General features: G+C 49.5%; 15 protein-coding genes. All 15 read right to left on the bottom strand.

The window, feature by feature from the left end:
* Window positions 1–2: 2 nt before the first annotated feature.
* Window positions 3–1,256 carry a flippase gene (locus OGX98_RS04015; protein ID WP_286594856.1) on the bottom strand — a complete coding sequence of 418 codons (1,254 nt, stop codon included), beginning with the start codon at window positions 1,254–1,256 and terminating at the stop codon, window positions 3–5.
* 343 nt (window positions 1,257–1,599) lie between these two features.
* Window positions 1,600–2,493 (bottom strand): GalU regulator GalF, encoded by an 894-nt coding sequence (gene galF, locus OGX98_RS04010; protein ID WP_045444671.1) that lies wholly within the window; start codon window positions 2,491–2,493, stop codon window positions 1,600–1,602.
* Window positions 2,494–2,658: 165 nt separating this feature from the next.
* Entirely contained in the window at window positions 2,659–4,047 is a 1,389-nt protein-coding gene (gene wcaM / locus OGX98_RS04005; protein ID WP_286594855.1) for a colanic acid biosynthesis protein WcaM, read from the bottom strand.
* A gap of 11 nt (window positions 4,048–4,058) precedes the next feature.
* Window positions 4,059–5,279 carry a colanic acid biosynthesis glycosyltransferase WcaL gene (wcaL, locus tag OGX98_RS04000; protein WP_286594854.1) on the bottom strand — a complete coding sequence of 407 codons (1,221 nt, stop codon included), beginning with the start codon at window positions 5,277–5,279 and terminating at the stop codon, window positions 4,059–4,061.
* Window positions 5,276–6,556 (bottom strand): colanic acid biosynthesis pyruvyl transferase WcaK, encoded by a 1,281-nt coding sequence (gene wcaK / locus OGX98_RS03995; RefSeq protein ID WP_048221106.1) that lies wholly within the window; start codon window positions 6,554–6,556, stop codon window positions 5,276–5,278. Before wcaK ends, wcaL begins: the two co-directional genes overlap by 4 nt.
* A gap of 23 nt (window positions 6,557–6,579) precedes the next feature.
* Window positions 6,580–8,058: a colanic acid undecaprenyl disphosphate flippase WzxC gene (gene wzxC, locus OGX98_RS03990; RefSeq protein WP_286594853.1), complete on the bottom strand. Its 1,479-nt coding sequence runs from the start codon at window positions 8,056–8,058 to the stop codon at window positions 6,580–6,582.
* A gap of 1 nt (window position 8,059) precedes the next feature.
* Window positions 8,060–9,454, bottom strand: a complete 1,395-nt coding sequence (gene wcaJ / locus OGX98_RS03985) for an undecaprenyl-phosphate glucose phosphotransferase (RefSeq protein WP_286594852.1) — start codon at window positions 9,452–9,454, stop codon at window positions 8,060–8,062.
* Window positions 9,455–9,493: 39 nt separating this feature from the next.
* Entirely contained in the window at window positions 9,494–10,864 is a 1,371-nt protein-coding gene (cpsG, locus tag OGX98_RS03980) for a colanic acid biosynthesis phosphomannomutase CpsG (protein ID WP_048221104.1), read from the bottom strand.
* Between the two features lie 112 nt (window positions 10,865–10,976).
* Window positions 10,977–12,413, bottom strand: a complete 1,437-nt coding sequence (gene cpsB, locus OGX98_RS03975) for a mannose-1-phosphate guanyltransferase (RefSeq protein WP_286594851.1) — start codon at window positions 12,411–12,413, stop codon at window positions 10,977–10,979.
* Between the two features lie 3 nt (window positions 12,414–12,416).
* Window positions 12,417–13,640, bottom strand: a complete 1,224-nt coding sequence (gene wcaI, locus OGX98_RS03970; RefSeq protein ID WP_200012714.1) for a colanic acid biosynthesis fucosyltransferase WcaI — start codon at window positions 13,638–13,640, stop codon at window positions 12,417–12,419.
* Window positions 13,637–14,116, bottom strand: coding sequence for a GDP-mannose mannosyl hydrolase (locus OGX98_RS03965; RefSeq protein ID WP_284097173.1), 480 nt, complete (start codon window positions 14,114–14,116; stop codon window positions 13,637–13,639). The genes wcaI and OGX98_RS03965 overlap by 4 nt, the downstream gene beginning before the upstream one ends.
* A gap of 2 nt (window positions 14,117–14,118) precedes the next feature.
* The gene (gene fcl / locus OGX98_RS03960; RefSeq protein WP_048221100.1) at window positions 14,119–15,084 is read right to left on the bottom strand and encodes a GDP-L-fucose synthase; all 966 of its coding nucleotides are present in this window, start codon (window positions 15,082–15,084) and stop codon (window positions 14,119–14,121) included.
* A 2-nt stretch (window positions 15,085–15,086) separates the two neighbouring features.
* The gene (gene gmd, locus OGX98_RS03955) at window positions 15,087–16,208 is read right to left on the bottom strand and encodes a GDP-mannose 4,6-dehydratase (protein WP_045444698.1); all 1,122 of its coding nucleotides are present in this window, start codon (window positions 16,206–16,208) and stop codon (window positions 15,087–15,089) included.
* Between the two features lie 24 nt (window positions 16,209–16,232).
* Entirely contained in the window at window positions 16,233–16,787 is a 555-nt protein-coding gene (wcaF, locus tag OGX98_RS03950; protein WP_045444700.1) for a colanic acid biosynthesis acetyltransferase WcaF, read from the bottom strand.
* A gap of 9 nt (window positions 16,788–16,796) precedes the next feature.
* Complete coding sequence (gene wcaE, locus OGX98_RS03945) at window positions 16,797–17,543, bottom strand: colanic acid biosynthesis glycosyltransferase WcaE (protein ID WP_286594850.1); 747 nt, start codon at window positions 17,541–17,543, stop codon at window positions 16,797–16,799.
* Window positions 17,544–17,546 lie beyond the last annotated feature (3 nt).

Raw genomic sequence — 17,546 nt, 5'->3', positions numbered from 1 at the left:
ATTTATCTTTTATAAATTCGTAATTTATTTGATACAATCTTTAGCAGTAGCGCATCCAAAGCCACTCGCCCTGTCCAAGCGATAGCTGTACCTAATAATCCATAATGTAAAGTTAAAGCATACAGAATGATAAGATACGGGATTATCTCAGAAAGATGGATAAACGCTGTAAACTTAGCTTTTCCTGCCGCCTGTATTAGTGAATATGGGATCTGAGCTAAGGCGTTAAAATAAAACCCTACAATTAAGACCTGTAGAATGTGTGCTGAATGAATGCCAAACTCCTCTCCCATCCATAAAGTCATTAGCTGCTTGGAAAAGAACAAGCATGTGATGACCACGGGAACACAGATAATAGACATCAATAGGACACTTTGCTTTTCAAGCCTTATTCTTTCCTCTACTGATTGCGCGTAACTAAGCTTAGGAAATAAGGCTCTTGCTAAAGCAGCCGGAATATTTAATAGTCGGCCAACCCCCTCTGATGGAGCAGTATAAAAAGCGACTTTACCCGCACCTAATAAATTTGACACTACAAACCGGTCAAAATAAACCATCATCGGGCTGATTATATTGCTAATCGTTAGCCATCCTCCAAAATTTATGAGCCGTACAAATGTTGCTCTGCTAAAATTTATACCACTGGAAGCTATTATTTTTCGACAAATAAAACATGTAATTATGAATGAAATTAACCTACCGAATATTAAACCGATGATCGCAGACTTTAATGTAGGTTGGAACATACAGCATAAAGCAGGAAGCCCAGCAATCGCTGAATTACTAATTGAACGCTGTACATTAATATTAATAAATTTCTCATGACCTTCCAACCATGCTAACCATATCTGATTTAATAGATAAATTGGAATAATAAATGCCAGTAATATGAAAGACTGACGAACTTCATCTCTCATATCTACTGACACTTTTAAAAACGAATTAAGATACGGCACACTCAGTAATAAAAGAATTGCGGCCGTACAGCCTAGGAACAATACTACTACACCTGATGTAGCAATAATTTTATGCTGTTCTTGCAAGTCATCGCGATAAATAGAAATTTCTCGAATGACAGCACGACTGAGCCCTGCGTCAAAAATACTAGCATAACCCACAATTGCAAATGCTAATGTGAATATACCAAAAGCTTCGACGCCTATAACTCGAGCAAGATAACCTAAGGCCGGTACAGCAATGAATGTTGGAATTGCAAAACCAGCCAAATTATAAAAACTATTCTTTATTAGACTCATAACTCTATTTTTTTGAAAACCTGCAGATGTCTGCACATTTTTTAGGTATGCTACCGCCCCTGGCTTTACAGCAACCAGAGCACTACCTAAAATCCAAAATTGTCACCAGCCCTGCTAGCTTTCGCAAAGCTCTGTTAAATCCAAACGCTAATTGTCTTACCAAATGCGGCCAGAAACAAGGAAAAATCCAATCAAAAGCAGATTAAACTTAGTAGGTTAACCTGTTGTTATCCTTTGTTTTTAAAATAAAAAGCGACAGTAACACCCCACAGCATCAAGCATAGACGCTGGAATGTTAGCTGCCGCTATTTTTTGTGGAGTATTGTCACAAAGAAATCAAAATCTATTCGCTAAGCAACTTCTCAATGCTCTTGCGAAACTTCGGTCCTTCCTTCAGGTTGCGCAGCCCGTACTTCACAAAGGCCTGCATGTAACCCATTTTTTTACCACAGTCATAGCTATCGCCGGTCATCAACATGGCATCAACAGACTGTTTTTTCGCCAGTTCAGCAATTGCATCGGTTAACTGAATACGTCCCCATGCGCCAGGTTGCGTATGCTCTAATTCAGCCCAGATATCTGCAGAAAGCACATAACGCCCCACGGCCATCAGATCGGAGTCCAGCGTTTGTGGCTGATCGGGTTTTTCAATAAATTCAACGATGCGGCTAACTTTACCTTCATTATCTAAAGGTTCTTTGGTCTGAATAACAGAATACTCTGAAAGGTCGCCTTCCATACGTTTAGCCAGTACCTGACTGCGCCCTGTCTCATTAAAGCGGGCAACCATAGCAGCCAGGTTGTAGCGCAACGGATCTGCACTTGCATTGTCAAGAATAACATCAGGTAACACCACCACGAACGGGTTATCCCCTACAATCGGGCGGGCACATAGAATTGAATGACCAAGGCCAAGCAGCTGAGCCTGACGAACGTTCATAATAGTCACGCCAGGAGGGCAGATAGATTGTACTTCGGCTAGCAGTTGGCGTTTTACGCGTTGCTCAAGAAGAGACTCTAATTCATAAGAGGTGTCGAAGTGGTTCTCTACTGCATTCTTGGATGCATGAGTAACCAGAACGATTTCTTTGATCCCTGCAGCAACAATCTCGTCGACAATGTACTGAATCATCGGCTTATCGACGATCGGCAGCATCTCTTTTGGGATGGCCTTTGTGGCAGGCAACATATGCATCCCCAGGCCCGCTACCGGAATAACTGCTTTCAAATTAACCATTAAGTCATTCACCTATACAATAGTTGCTGAATTATAGCTTTTTAGCTTGTTTTAGCCAGTATGAATTACATTGATCAGATGCCTCACATGTTACTCCGCTTATGTGCCAAATGCAGTAGTATTAATCTCAAGCTGGTATCATTTTAGGCAGAAAAGCTCGTAAAATTACCGCTCCGGTAGCGTAAAATTCACTGTATCCACATTCACCACCTGATGATTCACACTGTCGATATCGGCCGAACTCTGCCCGGTCTCATTTACCGCATTGACATTAGCCAGTGACAGCAATGTATTCTCTTTGGCCATAAACTTCCCGCGAATGTCCTTACGCAGATCGAAGTGCATTTTTAGCGCGGGTCCCACTGTGGATTGCTGCATTACCTTGATATTACGTAAAAACAGATGCTGCGGTTTGTTATGTAGCTCAAGCGTTCCACGCTTCATATCGACATTGGTGATGGATACGAAAGAGGTAGCATTACCTGAGGAAATCTGGATGCCGCGTAATTTATAATCAAAACTAGTGTTATCCAGTTGAATATTATTTAATTTAAAGTTTTGAGGGATCGATAAATATCGCCCTTTGACTACGCCGTAACCAATCAGTATTCCCGCGCCATTCCTCATCTTTATATTATCTATCACAAAATTATCACACCCATAAATAGCAATCGTTGCATTATCAATACCCGCTTTCTTACTGAAATCCGGAGTGATATTCCGCGCATTGACATTACGAATGATAAAGTGCTTACCGTTCTCCACATGGATTAACTGGCGGCAGTCGCTACCGGTGATATTCGCAACCACAAAGTTTTTCACTGCCTGGTCGTCCGGGTAGGTATTGTCATAGGTACTTCCCGCCAGCCCTATACCGATGCCCCAGTTAACATTGCCATTGGTACAGTTGATGCGCTCTATAACATGGTCGGAGATAAGAATATCGCGATCGTTTATTGCCACATTCCACTCAATGGCATCGCCCTGCAAATCACTAAAGCGACTATTAGTGATTTGCACACCATCCAGTTGGTTATGAAATCCCTGGCGCAGGATCCCGTAATTAGCATGGGTGATGGTAATATCATCGATGGTAAGGTTGCGCATCACCCGCTTTTTTTTACCGCCGATATATATCTGCGTCACCGGACCAAAACCGCTCATCATGATTCCTTTAATCAGGCAGTCCGATCCACGCACATCGAGGGTAATATTATGCAGGCTCCCGCCTTTCTCCCCTACTACCTTGCAACCATCCTGCAGAACAAATCGACCACGCCCATTACTGCTTATGTGACCTTGCAGAAGTAATGTTTTACCTTGCGGAATGAAAATCCCGGTATTCATGTTTCCACATACCAACCCGACAGGTACAACGACCGTTTGTGCCTCTGAAAATGCCTGTCGGAACGAAGCTACCCAATCCTTTGGATCGTAGTCCTGAATGTTAACGCTGCGCCCGGTTTCAAGCGAGCGTCCAACCGGTGAATGGAGTACGACAAGCGCGGAGCCTGCCGCCAGAAAGGTACGTCGGGAAAGTTTTTTCTCTGGCATACAACCTCGAATCACAGCGTTTGCAACAGGCTGGATAACTGCGTATTGATGACTGACTGATTGAATTCAGATTCAATTTTCTCACGTGCACGCAGCACAATTGGCTTTAGCTCTCCGCTGTCGATATGAGTCAATGCTGCCAGTCGTTCTGCCAGCGCCTGCGCATCGTTTTCGGGAACCAGCCAGCCTGTCTTACCGGACTCAACCAGCTCAGGGATACCACTGTGAACGGTAGAAACGACCGGGATCCCCACAGCCATCGCTTCCATCAGTGCCACCGGGATCCCCTCCATATCACCATCCGTCCCTGTGATTGAGGGCAGCAGAAATACGTCCGCTCGCTCGAGCATCTCTTTCACCTGATGACTGGGCATAAAACCCGACATTTCAATCACATCATCCAGTTGATATTGCTCAATCAGCGTACGCAGACGACGCTCCCAGGGGCCAATGCCCAGGATCCGATAACGAAATGCCATGCCCTGCTCTTTCAACTGACGACAGGCTTCGATGGCGACGTGCAGCCCTTTTTTCTCGGTTAATCGTGCGACAGAGAGAATTTCCAGCAGAGCAGCAGGTGCTTTCACTTCACGAGGAGTAAACCGTGTCATATCTATCCCCATGCGTGATACAGCGATTTTTTCTGGCGGGCATCCCATCTTTTGTAAACGCCCGGCCCAAAGATTACTGATCGGCAACATTAAATCTCCGCGCTGAAACAGCTTTTGATATTCCGGGGTATAACGGGCAAGCACCTCCCGATGTGAAATATCAATGCCGTGAAACACCGTCGCTATTTTGCCGCTAATTACACCAAGCTCACGTAGTTTCGCCGCCGTCACACCTGCCGGTCCAAAGTGAGCAATAAACACATCGGCATGCAATGCCTTTGGCGTTAACCCGCATATGGCGGCCAAAATCAGGTTGCGCGCCTCATCACCGTAGCGCGAAATATTGAGTGCCTTCCAGGAGACCATGCGGGTAATCCCTTGTAACGCAGCAGTAATCCGGTATTGCAACTTCCTCAGTTTGTCGTTCGGTTCATCAAGCAGCCAGCGCGTTTTTTCTGCCAGCTGATAGGCATCGTATGAGGCATGCGTATTTTCAAGGTCGCCCTTATGCAAGGCGACAATTTCCACTTCATAACCCATATCAATAAACGCAGTGATCTGATTAAGCACAAAAGTTTCTGATGAAAGCGGGAATTTGAGCAGGAAAAATCCAACCTTCATTTTTCCTCCCCGATACGAGCTAATACCGACTGCACCATCCGCAACCCCTGTTCACGTTCACGCTTTACAGCGTCTTCCACGCGTACGTTCAGTTCCGGTAGTTGGCCGAGGGTATCGGTAACCTTACCTTCCAGGCTGCCATCCAGCAGATGACTAATATCAACAGCCATCTCCGGTAGCCCCAGTTGTTGCATAATCCCCGCTGATTTATGCTCGTAATTGATAGCAATCGCCGGAGTGTCAAAGTTCATTGAGATGATGGCGGAATGCAGACGCGTGCCCACCGTTAAATCACATGCGCCGAGAATTTTCCCCATCTCGAGGTCGTTCAGTTCATCCATTACCACGTGGTAACGGTCTGGATCGTTGATGTACTGACGCAGATTCAGCGCCACCATGCGGTCATCTTTGTTGTAACTATCAATCCCGGTACACGTTGACAGCGCCACCACCTGGTAACCTGCGTCAAGGATCCTGTTTACCACTCCGGCAAAAGCTTGCTCATAGGCCTGCTGCGTTGTTCCCAGACGCTTATCAAACGGTGCCAATTCGCGCAGGGTAATGGCGACGGTTTTTTGTTTTGCCACCGTTTGTAACCAGTGCTGTACAGCATAACCTGGCTCAAAATCATCCTGATGATTGTCAACGAGCCAGGCTGTATCCACGCCGGACTCAACTTTCGCCGTGGTTATTTCACTGCGTTTCATCAGTTCCAGGCTGACTGATTCACGTAAAATCAGCGCATTGCAGTGCCCAAAAACGTAATTCGCCAGTTGATTAAACTGTTCATCCTGGAATGGCCCCACACTGTGACCAATCATGTACAGCGGTTTTTTGGCCATAAATGAACACAAAGCATGCTCAAACTGCGGTACACCGTACAAATCGACAAAAAAAGATCCGCCGACCTGGATAATGGCGTCATAGCGCGAAAGCAGACGGACAAAGTCGGTAAATCCCTGAGCAATCGCGATATTACGCAGATTGCCAGAATCAGTGACGCGAGAAAGCAGTACCTGATGCTGATAGCGACGGCGCAGTATTTTCTTCACCCGCCCCACCACACCCGCAGCATTGTTGTGCTGCTTCATTTGTGAATACAACGGATCACCCATCACCGGGCGGTTCAGTAACCAGGAGGAACTCACCGGGTAGCGGCTCATCACATCTACTTCAGTCTCTGGCTGTAGCGTATTAATGGCATCCAACAAACCGCGCAGAATAGCGCTATCGCCACGATTTCCGCAGGTGTGGTTGCCCAGAATTAGTAATTTCATAATGACCTCTTAAAACGATTTTCTTACCCTGCGCGTAGCAGTGTTTTCATTTTTTCACTGCGGCAGAACTGGCGCTTAACCTCCACCACCAGCGGATGACGCGAAAGTAAAATCATCACGGTAAACGCCAGCGCCCCTGCCGCTATTTGTAAGGCCAGCAGCATGCTTAACGGCAACTGACCTTGCAGCGTAATTCCAGTCAGGTAACTCACAACCAGTGTCGGTAAGGAGAGATAGAACGGTAACCACAGACTGAGCATGTACTGCCGGTAGCTCGGCCCCAGTACCGGTTTGATCATCACGAAATAGCTAAGGATGGTATTAATGATCTGTACCAGCAAAAACCCCAGCGTGACGCCAAGCGCACCAGCAATATTCCCGCCAACCAGAATGGCAGGGATAAACAAAAAGGTTTTGAATACATTGAATTTGAAGCTGATATCGACACGTGCTTTTGCCATCAGCAAAGAACCTATCGGATTACCGACTGAACGCAGCAGACCCACAATGCACAGCAGTTGCAGTACCGGAACGATACTGTTCCACTTCTCACCAAACACCAGCGGCACCGCGTTGTTCGACACCACCATTAATCCCAGCAGCGCCGGGAAATTGATAATCCCCACGACCGACAGCAGCTTGTAAAAATTCACCCGTAGCTTTTCCGTGTCGTCCTGAATTTTGGCAAACGCCGGAAACAGCACACGGGTAATAATTGGATTCAGTTTTATTGGCGGCACAACCGCCACATTCCAGGCAAGGTTGAACCCTCCCGCAACGCCAGCCCCCAGAGTTCTGGCCAGTACCAGGATGGAAAGATTGGTATTAACGTAATTGATGATGCTGTCTGCAGTCAGCCACGCGCCAAAACGCAGGTTTGCCGACACGCTAGCGAGGGAAAAATGCAGTCCGGGGCGATAAATTTTGCGACCCAAATAGCCGAACAGCAGCGTTCGCAGCACACAGTTCACCAGATAGCCCAGAATAGCCGTCATCGCTAACGGCCAAACGTGGGCGCTGACCACGGTAAAGGTAAAACCGGTCAGCACCGAACTGGTTTCGATGATGCCAATTTTGTTGAATTCCAGCTCTTTTTGCATCAGGGCGCGGAACTGTTGGCCATGCGGTATTACCACAAACGCCAGCGACAGCGCTTTTATCAGCGGCGCCAGATCGGGGGTGTTCAGTACACTGGCAATCGTATCACTGAGCAGAAACATCGCTACGCAAACAACAATACCCAGCCCAACGTTTATCCAGTACAGGGTGGTGAGTTCAACATAACCGATCTCTTTGCGCTGAATAATAGAATTGGCGATACCAAAATCTGACAGCGTATCTGCCAGCGCGATAATCACCAGCGACACGGTTAACAGCCCGAACTGATGGCTATCAATAATGCGCGCCAGTACAGTCATCTGGATCAGGCCAAGGCCAATGATGATCACCGTGGCAATTGCTGACCACTTTGCGCCGTTGAGGGTTTTTTCTCGTAAGCTCATATTAATACGCCGCTTTATTCACAAAGCCTTTAAACACCGTCAGAAAAACAATCTTGATATCGAACCACACGCTCCATTCACGAATGTACTCAAGGTCAAACTCAACGCGTTTTTCCATTTTTTCCAGCGTATCGGTTTCACCACGCCAGCCATTGATTTGCGCCCAACCGGTAATGCCGGGTTTCACCTTATGGCGCAGCATGTAACCTTCGATCAACTGACGATACTGTTCGTTATGCGCCACCGCATGCGGACGTGGACCGACAATAGACATCCCCCCCGTCAGCACATTAATAAACTGCGGCAGTTCATCAAGCGAAGTGCGGCGCAGGAAGTTGCCTATGCGGGTCACACGCGGATCGTTCTGGGTCGCCTGAGTCACCACCGCATCGTTTTCCATTACCTTCATGGAGCGAAATTTCCAGACTTTGATCGGTTTGCCGTCTATGCCGTAACGCGTCTGGCGAAAAATGACTGGTCCCTTTGAGGTCAGCTTCACCATCAGCGCAATGGCGCATAACACCGGAGAAATAAGCAACAGAATTAACGACGCCAGCACGATATCTTCCGCGCGTTTCAGCAGACGGTTAATGCCTGACAGCGGCGTGTCATACAAGGGGACAACCGGCACACCGTTCATCTCTTCAATCCGCGAGTGCAGGATATTGAAAGTAAAGACATCGGGAATAAGGATCACCGAACAGGTGGTATCAGCCAGGTCGCGCACCAGTTTTTTTACGCGTGCCCCTTCGTTCATCGACATTGCGATATAGACGTTATGAATGCGTGAAGCTTTGGCGTCATCCACCAGTTGTTGCAGATTTCCGGCCCAGTCACGAGAGTTTCTTCCAGGCTCTGGGTCATGATAGACGCCAGCCACCTCAAAACCGAGCCACGGTTCATGGCGAAAACTATCCAGCAGCATCTGCCCTGCGGGGAGATCGCCTGCAACTGCTACCCGTCGAGTGTTATAACCGCGGTTTCGCAACCATCCCGCACCGAAGCGAATAAAAGCACGACACAGCACCAGGCCGGCGCTTGAAAGCAAATACCACGCCAGCCACAGGGCCAGTCGGTTATCAAAATCGTTATTAAAGGCAATCAATCCCGCACTAAAAATCAGACTCAGCGTCCAGTTTTGCAGCAGTAACACCAGCTCAGTGGATATTTTGACGCCGCGCCAGGAGCGGTAAAAATCCGTTATTCCGCCCAGCATCTGAAAAACCACCAGCGTGATTAACGCCACCAGCAGGTGCATGTACAGGAAAGGCAAACCGGCCAATTCGCAGACCATCCACAGTCCGCCAAACATGATGGTGATATCCGAAAAGCGTTGCACCATCGAGATTAACGACGCATTGGTTTTGGTTCGTTCGCGCTTTTTTAGATGTGTCATCGTGGTTCCTGTTAGTCAACCCGTCCGGAAGAACCGGCATTACTGATTCAGCAACGCCAGAAGAGTGCGTGTTCGCGCTTCCATCAACGGAATATCTCCGCGCGATTCCACATTAAGGCGCACCACGGGTTCGGTATTGGAGGAACGTAAATTGAAGCGCCAGTCGGCAAATGACATGCTGATACCATCGGTTCTGTCCACCGTCAGCGCCTCACCTGAAAAATGTTGTTCCACACGATTGATAGCCACTGCCGGCTCCGCCAGCGTGCTGTTAATTTCGCCACTCGCCGGGTACGCCGCCATCCGGTCACGTACCAGTTCGCCCAGCGACTGTCTTTTCAGACACAGCAATTCCGCTACCAGCAACCACGGGATCATCCCACTATCGCAGTAAGCAAAATCGCGGAAATAGTGATGGGCGCTCATCTCACCGCCGTAAACCGCATCTTCATGACGCATACGCTCTTTGATAAAAGCGTGGCCGGTTTTCGACATCACCGGCGTGCCTCCCGCAGTGTTCACCACATCCACCGTGTTCCAGGACAAACGCGGGTCATGGATAATTTTGGCCCCTGGATGTTTCTCCAGAAATGCCTGTGCCAGCAGGCCAACGATGTAGTAACCCTCGATAAACTGGCCCTTCTCATCGAACAGGAAGCAACGGTCAAAATCCCCGTCAAAAGCAATCCCCATATCCGCACCGTGTTCAATCACCGCATTCCGGGTATCTGCACGACATTCCGGTAACAGTGGGTTGGGAATACCATTAGGGAAGGAGCCATCAGGGGTATTGTGAATTTTGATGAATTCAACCGGCACGCCCAGCGTCTTAAACCGGGCTTCAATGGCATCCACCACCGGACCTGCCGCACCGTTACCAGAATTAAGCACCAGCTTTATCGGTTGCAGATTGTTGACGTTGATATAACTCAGCAGATGGTCAATGTAAGCGTCACGCAGATTAATAGTCTTGTAACTACCGCGTGTTGTCGGGTTGACGGGCGGAAAATCGTTAGACTGTGCCAGGCGCTGCACGTCTCGCAGGCCGGTATCGCCACTGATGGGTCTCGCGCCTTCACGTACCAGCTTCATCCCATTGTAATCCATCGGGTTATGGCTGGCGGTGACTTCGATACCACCGTCAACACCAAGGTGAAACGTCGCGAAGTAAATCTCTTCAGTGCCTGACATACCAAGATCCAGTACGTCCACCCCCGCGTCCTGCAGCCCTTTCGCCAGCGCCAGCTTAAGCGCTTCGCTACTCAGACGCACATCGCCGCCCAGTACCACCGTTTTCGGTTGCAGGAATTCACCACAGGCGCGGCCAATACGCCATGCAATGTCTTCATTCAGCTCGTCGCCTAGCTTGCCGCGAATATCGTAGGCTTTGAAACAGGTTAATTTCGTCATGATTTCCCCTTTTTCAGGCAACAGTTAGCCCTGACCGGAATATGGCCAAAACAGGTTGTTGTCATTATTTGCCCGATAACGCTGTGCTTACCGGGCCTGCAGATTTGTAGCGTTAAACCCGTCCGTAGCGGTCCTCAAAGCGCACCACATCGTCCTCTTCGAGATAGGATCCCGAGCGCACTTCAATCAGGTCTAGCGGAATTTTCCCGGGGTTCTCCAGGCAATGAGTCGCCCCCAGAGGAATATAGACCGACTCATTTTCGCCAAGCAGTTTGATGTCGTCATTGACTGTCACCTTAGCCGTACCGGCCACCACCACCCAATGTTCGGCGCGGTGATGATGCATCTGCACAGACAACCCCTCACCCGGTTTAACGGTAATACGCTTCACCTGGTAGCGTTCTCCGGCATCAATAGAGTCATACTTGCCCCACGGACGGTACACTTCACGGTGAATATGGTGTTCATGGCGTCCGTCAGCTTTAATCTGTTCAACCACCTTTTTCACATCCTGTACCGCGTTGCGATCGGCAATCAACACCGCATCTTTGGTCTGTACCACCACCAGATCCTTCACACCAACAGTCGTCACCAGGCCTGACTCCGCGTAGACATAGCTGTTTTCAGTTTTGTGGCTAATCACGTCGCCGTGATGCACATTACCTTCGGCGGTATGGGCGCTGATTTCCCACAGCGATGACCACGAACCCACATCACTCCAGCCCGCGTTCATCGGCATCACTACTGCGTCAGCCGTATGCTCCATCACCGCATAGTCCACCGACTCTTCCGGGCAGGCGAGAAAGGCCTCTTCATCAACGCGAACGAAATCAAGATCGGGATCGGCCATGCTCATGGCATTCTCACAGGCGTCGAAAATATCGGGACGGTACTTTCTCAGTTCTTCGAGGTAGCGACCGGCACGGAACAAAAACATACCGCTGTTCCAGTAGTAATCGCCGCTTGCCACATAACCCCGCGCGGTTTCAAGATTGGGTTTCTCAACAAACTGCGCAACGTCAAAAGCGACAGCATCGGTATTGGTGGGGGAAACATCGCCACGCCGAATATAACCGTAGCCAGTTTCAGCCTGATCCGGCACGATGCCAAACGTCACCAGTTTACCCGCATCGGCATAAGGCATGGCATTGCGAACCGCTTCGCGAAAAGCCCCTTCGTTGGTAATCACATGATCAGCTGCCAGCACCAACAGTAGCGGATCCCTCTGCGGGGTGTGACGTTTTGCCGCAAGCGCAGCCAGCGCAATCGCTGGGGCTGTATTGCGCCCTGCGGGTTCAAGGATAATGTTCTCGGTCAGCTTATTAAGTTGTCGTAACTGTTCCGCCACGATGAAACGGTGTTGTTCATTGCAGATAACGACCGGGCTTTCGCACTCTACGCCGTTCAGACGACAAATTGTGGTCTGCAACATGGTGAGATCGCCTTTCAGGCACAAGAACTGTTTTGGATACAGTACACGGGACAACGGCCACAACCGACTACCAGAGCCACCGGCCATAACGACCGGAAAGAGTTTGGATTGACTCATGATTTATCCCCGTATATCTGCAATAAATTGGGTGAGCACATTTTCTTTATCCAGTGTGCATTCGGCATAGTTTCGCGCCACCGTGTTTACTTTTGGCATCATCAACGCCTGTTCAATACCACTGACCAATGCACTCACCGACTCCGGCTCCACGCAAACCGCAATCCCCGGATAGCTTTCACAGAGCTGACCGAGTTCGGTTTCAGGCTCGGCGGTGATCACTGCATTGCCGCCAACAGCGAGTATATTGGTCAGTTTTGAAGGCAAAACGGCATCCGCCGCACCACGTTTTTGCACGACTAAATGGCAATCGCCCATCTTCAGTAACGCAGGTAGCGCGTCATAAGACTGCAGGGGGAAAAATTTCACGTTGTGCAGACCGAGTTCACTGACCATCTTCTCCAGCCGCGCTTTTCCACCACCCTGCCCGACGATCACAAACAACCATGGTTGATTCCTAAGTTGAACTGCCGCATCAATCACGCTTTCCAGTCCCTGTTTTTCTCCAACATTGCCTGAGTAGAGAATGATTTTTTGATCTTCAGGCAAACCGAGGTACTGACGTAGTGCCTGAGCATCGGCTGTGGACACCTCACGAAAACGCGCCACTTCCGACCAGTTAGGAAAGAAAATAACCTTCTGCGGCGCGACGCCTTTTCCCTCAGCTTTGTTCATCATGGAACGAGAGATTGTCGAAACGTGGTCCACACTGTGCAGACCACTGCGCTCAAAAGCGCTGGCCAGTTTCGCCACTGCGCTGCTTTTGCTTTTCCCGACCATCCCGAGCCCTAACATAGCGTCAACTTCATAGTCCTGGATGTGCAGCAGCGTCCGCGCCCCGGAAAGCCAGGCCAGCAACCGCATGCCAGGCGTACAAAACAGCGTTGGCACTACACCAATAATGCGATCCGGTTTCCAGCGACGCTGGGCCATTAGCGGGAAAAAACTACTCAGAGCGAAACTGCCTAAATGCAGCAGGCGCTTAAGCGTTGATGGCTGTTCAGGCACGTACAGAGGACAACGCCAGACAATGGCATCACCCTCCTCACGACGGTAGCGCCAGCAGGAATAGCGACCGTTTACTTTCCACTGTGGATAATAAGGAGGCGCGGTGATCACCCGAACGTCATGCCCTTTGCGCGCCATCCACTCCACCATCTCACCGGTGTACTTGCCGATGCCAGTTAGCTCGGGAGAATAGTTAATGCCATACACCAGGATCTTCATATTCCCGCCACTCCGGGCTGACGCTCCGGCATAAAGTACGCCAGGCTATTATCGTGCACGTTCTCACACTCCAACAGTGCCTCAGGTGTTAGCCAGCGATACGCCTCATGCTGGGCATCAGGCAATTGCAGTTCGTTTTGCTGCACCCGCAGACGAAAACCGAGCACGATGTAATGGGTCGAGAAATCCTCACCGGAAAAGTTATCGTCATAAAAGTGCTGCCAGACCCCATAAAACTTGCCTGCGGACATCGATAAACGTAGCCCCAGTTCGGCTTCGGTCAGGCGTTCGAAGGCCATATGAAGCGGCTCATCTTTTTGCACCCGCCCCCCCGGTACAAACCAGTATCCCTGAGCCGGGCGATTGATGCGCTGACCAAACAGGTACTCGCCACGCGCGTTTTCCACAATCAAATCAATAGCCACCAACGGGGCAGAGCGCACGACGGTGGCAAAATCTTCATGGCGTAAAAACATAATTACCCCCGATACCGCTGCTGATTCTCAAGGAACCACTGCCAGGTGCTGGCAAGTCCGGCCTCCAGCGACACTTCGTGATACCAGCCAAGCTGGTGTAGTCGCGTGACATCGAGCAACTTCCGTGGTGTACCATCCGGTTTCGAGGCATCAAACACCACGCGCCCTTTGTAGCCCACTACCTTCGCGATAGTCTGCGCCAGTTCGCGAATAGTGCAGTCAACACCTGTACCTACGTTGATATGCGACAACATCGGCTGGGTGTGCTCTCGCCAGACTTCGCGAGCCAGCTCCATCACATGAATACTGGCCGCGGCCATATCATCCACATGCAGGAACTCGCGCATCGGCGTCCCGCTCCCCCACACCACAACGTCCGCCGCATTTTGATTACAGGCATCATGAAAGCGGCGCAGCAACGCCGGGATCACATGCGAATTGCTCGGATGAAAATTGTCGTGCGGCCCGTATAGATTGGTGGGCATTACCGAACGATAGTCGCGGTCATATTGACGGTTGTATGACTCGCACAACTTGATCCCGGCAATTTTTGCAATCGCATACGGTTCATTAGTGGGTTCAAGCGCCCCCTGCAATAGTTCACTTTCGTGCATCGGCTGTCTGGCCATCTTCGGGTAAATGCATGATGAGCCGAGGAAGAGCAGCTTATTCACGTTATGCTGATGAGCCGCATGAATAACATTGCTCTCAATCATCATGTTTTCATAAATAAAATCAGCAGGATAAGTATTATTTGCCACAATACCACCCACTTTTGCCGCTGCCAGATACACCTGGTCAATACGTTCGGTCGCGAAGAAGTGACGCACCGCATTCCCGTCCAGCAGATTAAGCTCATCACGGGTACGCAGCACCAACTCAACGTTATCGCGCTGCGCCAGTTGCCTCACGATGGCAGACCCCACCATCCCGCGATGGCCCGCCACAAAAATACGTTGTTTCATCATCCTCAGTACTCCAGCGCGATGGCGACCTCATACCCATGGGATTTCAGCAGAGAATGTCGCTTCGCCGCCTCCAGATCGTTGGCAACCATTTCAGAGACCATCTGGCGCAGCGTAATTTCCGGTTTCCAGCCCAGTTTTTCGTGAGCCCTGGCCGGATCGCCCAGCAGAGTTTCTACCTCAGCCGGACGGAAATAACGCGGATCGACAGCAATCATCACATCGCCCGGTTTAACACCTGGGGCATCATGGCCGGTCACGGAAACGACAATCCCTTTTTCGTTCACGCCCTGACCTTCAAAGCGCAATTTAATGCCCAACTGTGCCGCCGCCATTTCCACAAACTGACGTACGGAATACTGCACACCAGTGGCAATAACAAAATCTTCTGGTGTTTCCTGTTGCAGCATCATCCACTGCATCCTGACGTAATCTTTGGCATGTCCCCAGTCGCGCAGGGAATCCATATTGCCGAGATACAGACACGACTCCAGCCCCTGGGCGATATTGGCAATCGCACGGGTAATTTTCCGCGTGACAAAGGTTTCCCCCCGGCGCGGAGATTCGTGGTTAAACAGAATGCCGTTACAGGCAAACATGCCGTAGGATTCACGGTAGTTAACGGTGATCCAGTAGGCATACAGTTTGGCAACTGCATACGGCGATCGCGGATAAAACGGCGTGGTCTCTTTCTGCGGAATTTCCTGTACCAGGCCATACAATTCAGAGGTGGATGCCTGATAAAAACGGGTTTTCTTTTCGAGACCGAGGAAGCGGATCGCCTCCAGCAGGCGCAGCGTGCCAATCGCATCGACGTCAGCGGTATATTCCGGTGATTCAAATGACACCGCTACGTGGCTCATCGCCCCCAGGTTATAAACTTCATCCGGTTGAACTTCCTGTAAAATCCGGGTCAGGTTGGAGGTATCCGTCAGATCGCCATAATGCAGATGGAATTTGGGATTACCCGAATGCGGATCCTGGTAAATATGGTCCACGCGTTCGGTGTTAAACGATGATGCACGGCGTTTAATACCATGCACTTCATAACCTTTTTCCAGCAAAAGCTCTGCCAGATAGGAACCATCCTGCCCGGTTACGCCAGTAATGAGAGCGACTTTTGACATGTTTTCACCTCTTAAATGATCCCCTCAGGGAGTAACTTTTTCGACGCGTTTGCGCGTAACAACTGCGGGATTACCCCGACAAACGGTATTTGCCGGCAGCGATTTAAAAACGCTGCTTCGTGCACCCACTACGGTGCCATCGCCAATCGTCACACCAGGAGCAACAAAAACATCCGTCGCCAGCCAGCATTTCTCACCAACAACAATCGGCGTGGCGGTAATATCAAAATATTGACTGGTGAAATCATGACTCCCGGTGCATAAATAACTTTTCTGTGAAATAACCGCGTGCGCACCAATCGTAATATTACCCAGCGTATATAAAACCGTGTCATCACCTACCCAGGCATAATCTCCCAGGGTTAATTTCCACGGATAAGTAATTTTTACTGAAGGTCTGATTACTACGTTTTTTCCTATTTTTGCGCCAAACATTCGTAATAAAAATGCGCGCCAGCGATACATCACCTGTGGTGACAGCCGAAATAATGTCGCCTGTACTGCCCACCATAATTGCACTTTAATGGCGCCGCCTCCGCGAAAACCTTTCGGTACTGAGAAGCCATTTAAATTCTGCATAGTGCGCCTCTACGTTTTACCATATAAGGTTTTTGTCTTACCGGTTGTTCGCAGGCGTAAATACCAGGAAAGCTCAGCCCAAAAACCTGGCATCCGTAATATCTGTCGCTGCACTTTTTTTGCATCCCGGCATAATTCCAGATTATTCGTAGTAGACACACCGCCCATAGAGAACTCTGACACCAGTCCGGTGATTTTTTTAAAAGAAAATCCGCACTTATATAATTTGGCAGCCAATGCATAATCTGAGGATATTTTATATTGCAAGTCATAATGCCAGACATTCAATCCGCTAACCGGAAAAAAAATCGCCTGATGGCTGGCCGGTAAGCTGTGATAGATATACCAGCCTGGTTTAGCCCGGCGTTTAATTTTATTACCATCACCGAAATCCAGTAACGCATCACCGATAACCATCGCGTTATCACTTTGCGCTTTCAGCTGACGAACAAACTTTGCGGCATCTGCATGTAGAACATCCCCGGAGTTAAGGAACAAAGCGAACCGCCCGCGCGCCAGCGCAATACCTTTATTCATCGCATCATAAATACCGTTATCCGGCTCGCTGACAAAGCGTAACCTGTGCTCTCCGTTAAGATCCTCAAGATACGCTGACGTACCGTCAGTGGAGCCACCATCAACGACAATCCACTCAAAGCTGATATCTCCCGCCTGCGCCAGGTGAGACAGTGACGCGTGAGTTTTGATAACCCCTTCCAAATTGCGAAAGGCGACGGTGATAATACTGAGCAGCATGTA

Source organism: Citrobacter sp. Cm046, from assembly GCF_030333065.1.
GTDB lineage: Bacteria > Pseudomonadota > Gammaproteobacteria > Enterobacterales > Enterobacteriaceae > Citrobacter > Citrobacter murliniae.
Note: the sequence above shows the minus strand (reverse complement) of the source record. Positions and strands in the feature narration are given on the sequence as shown.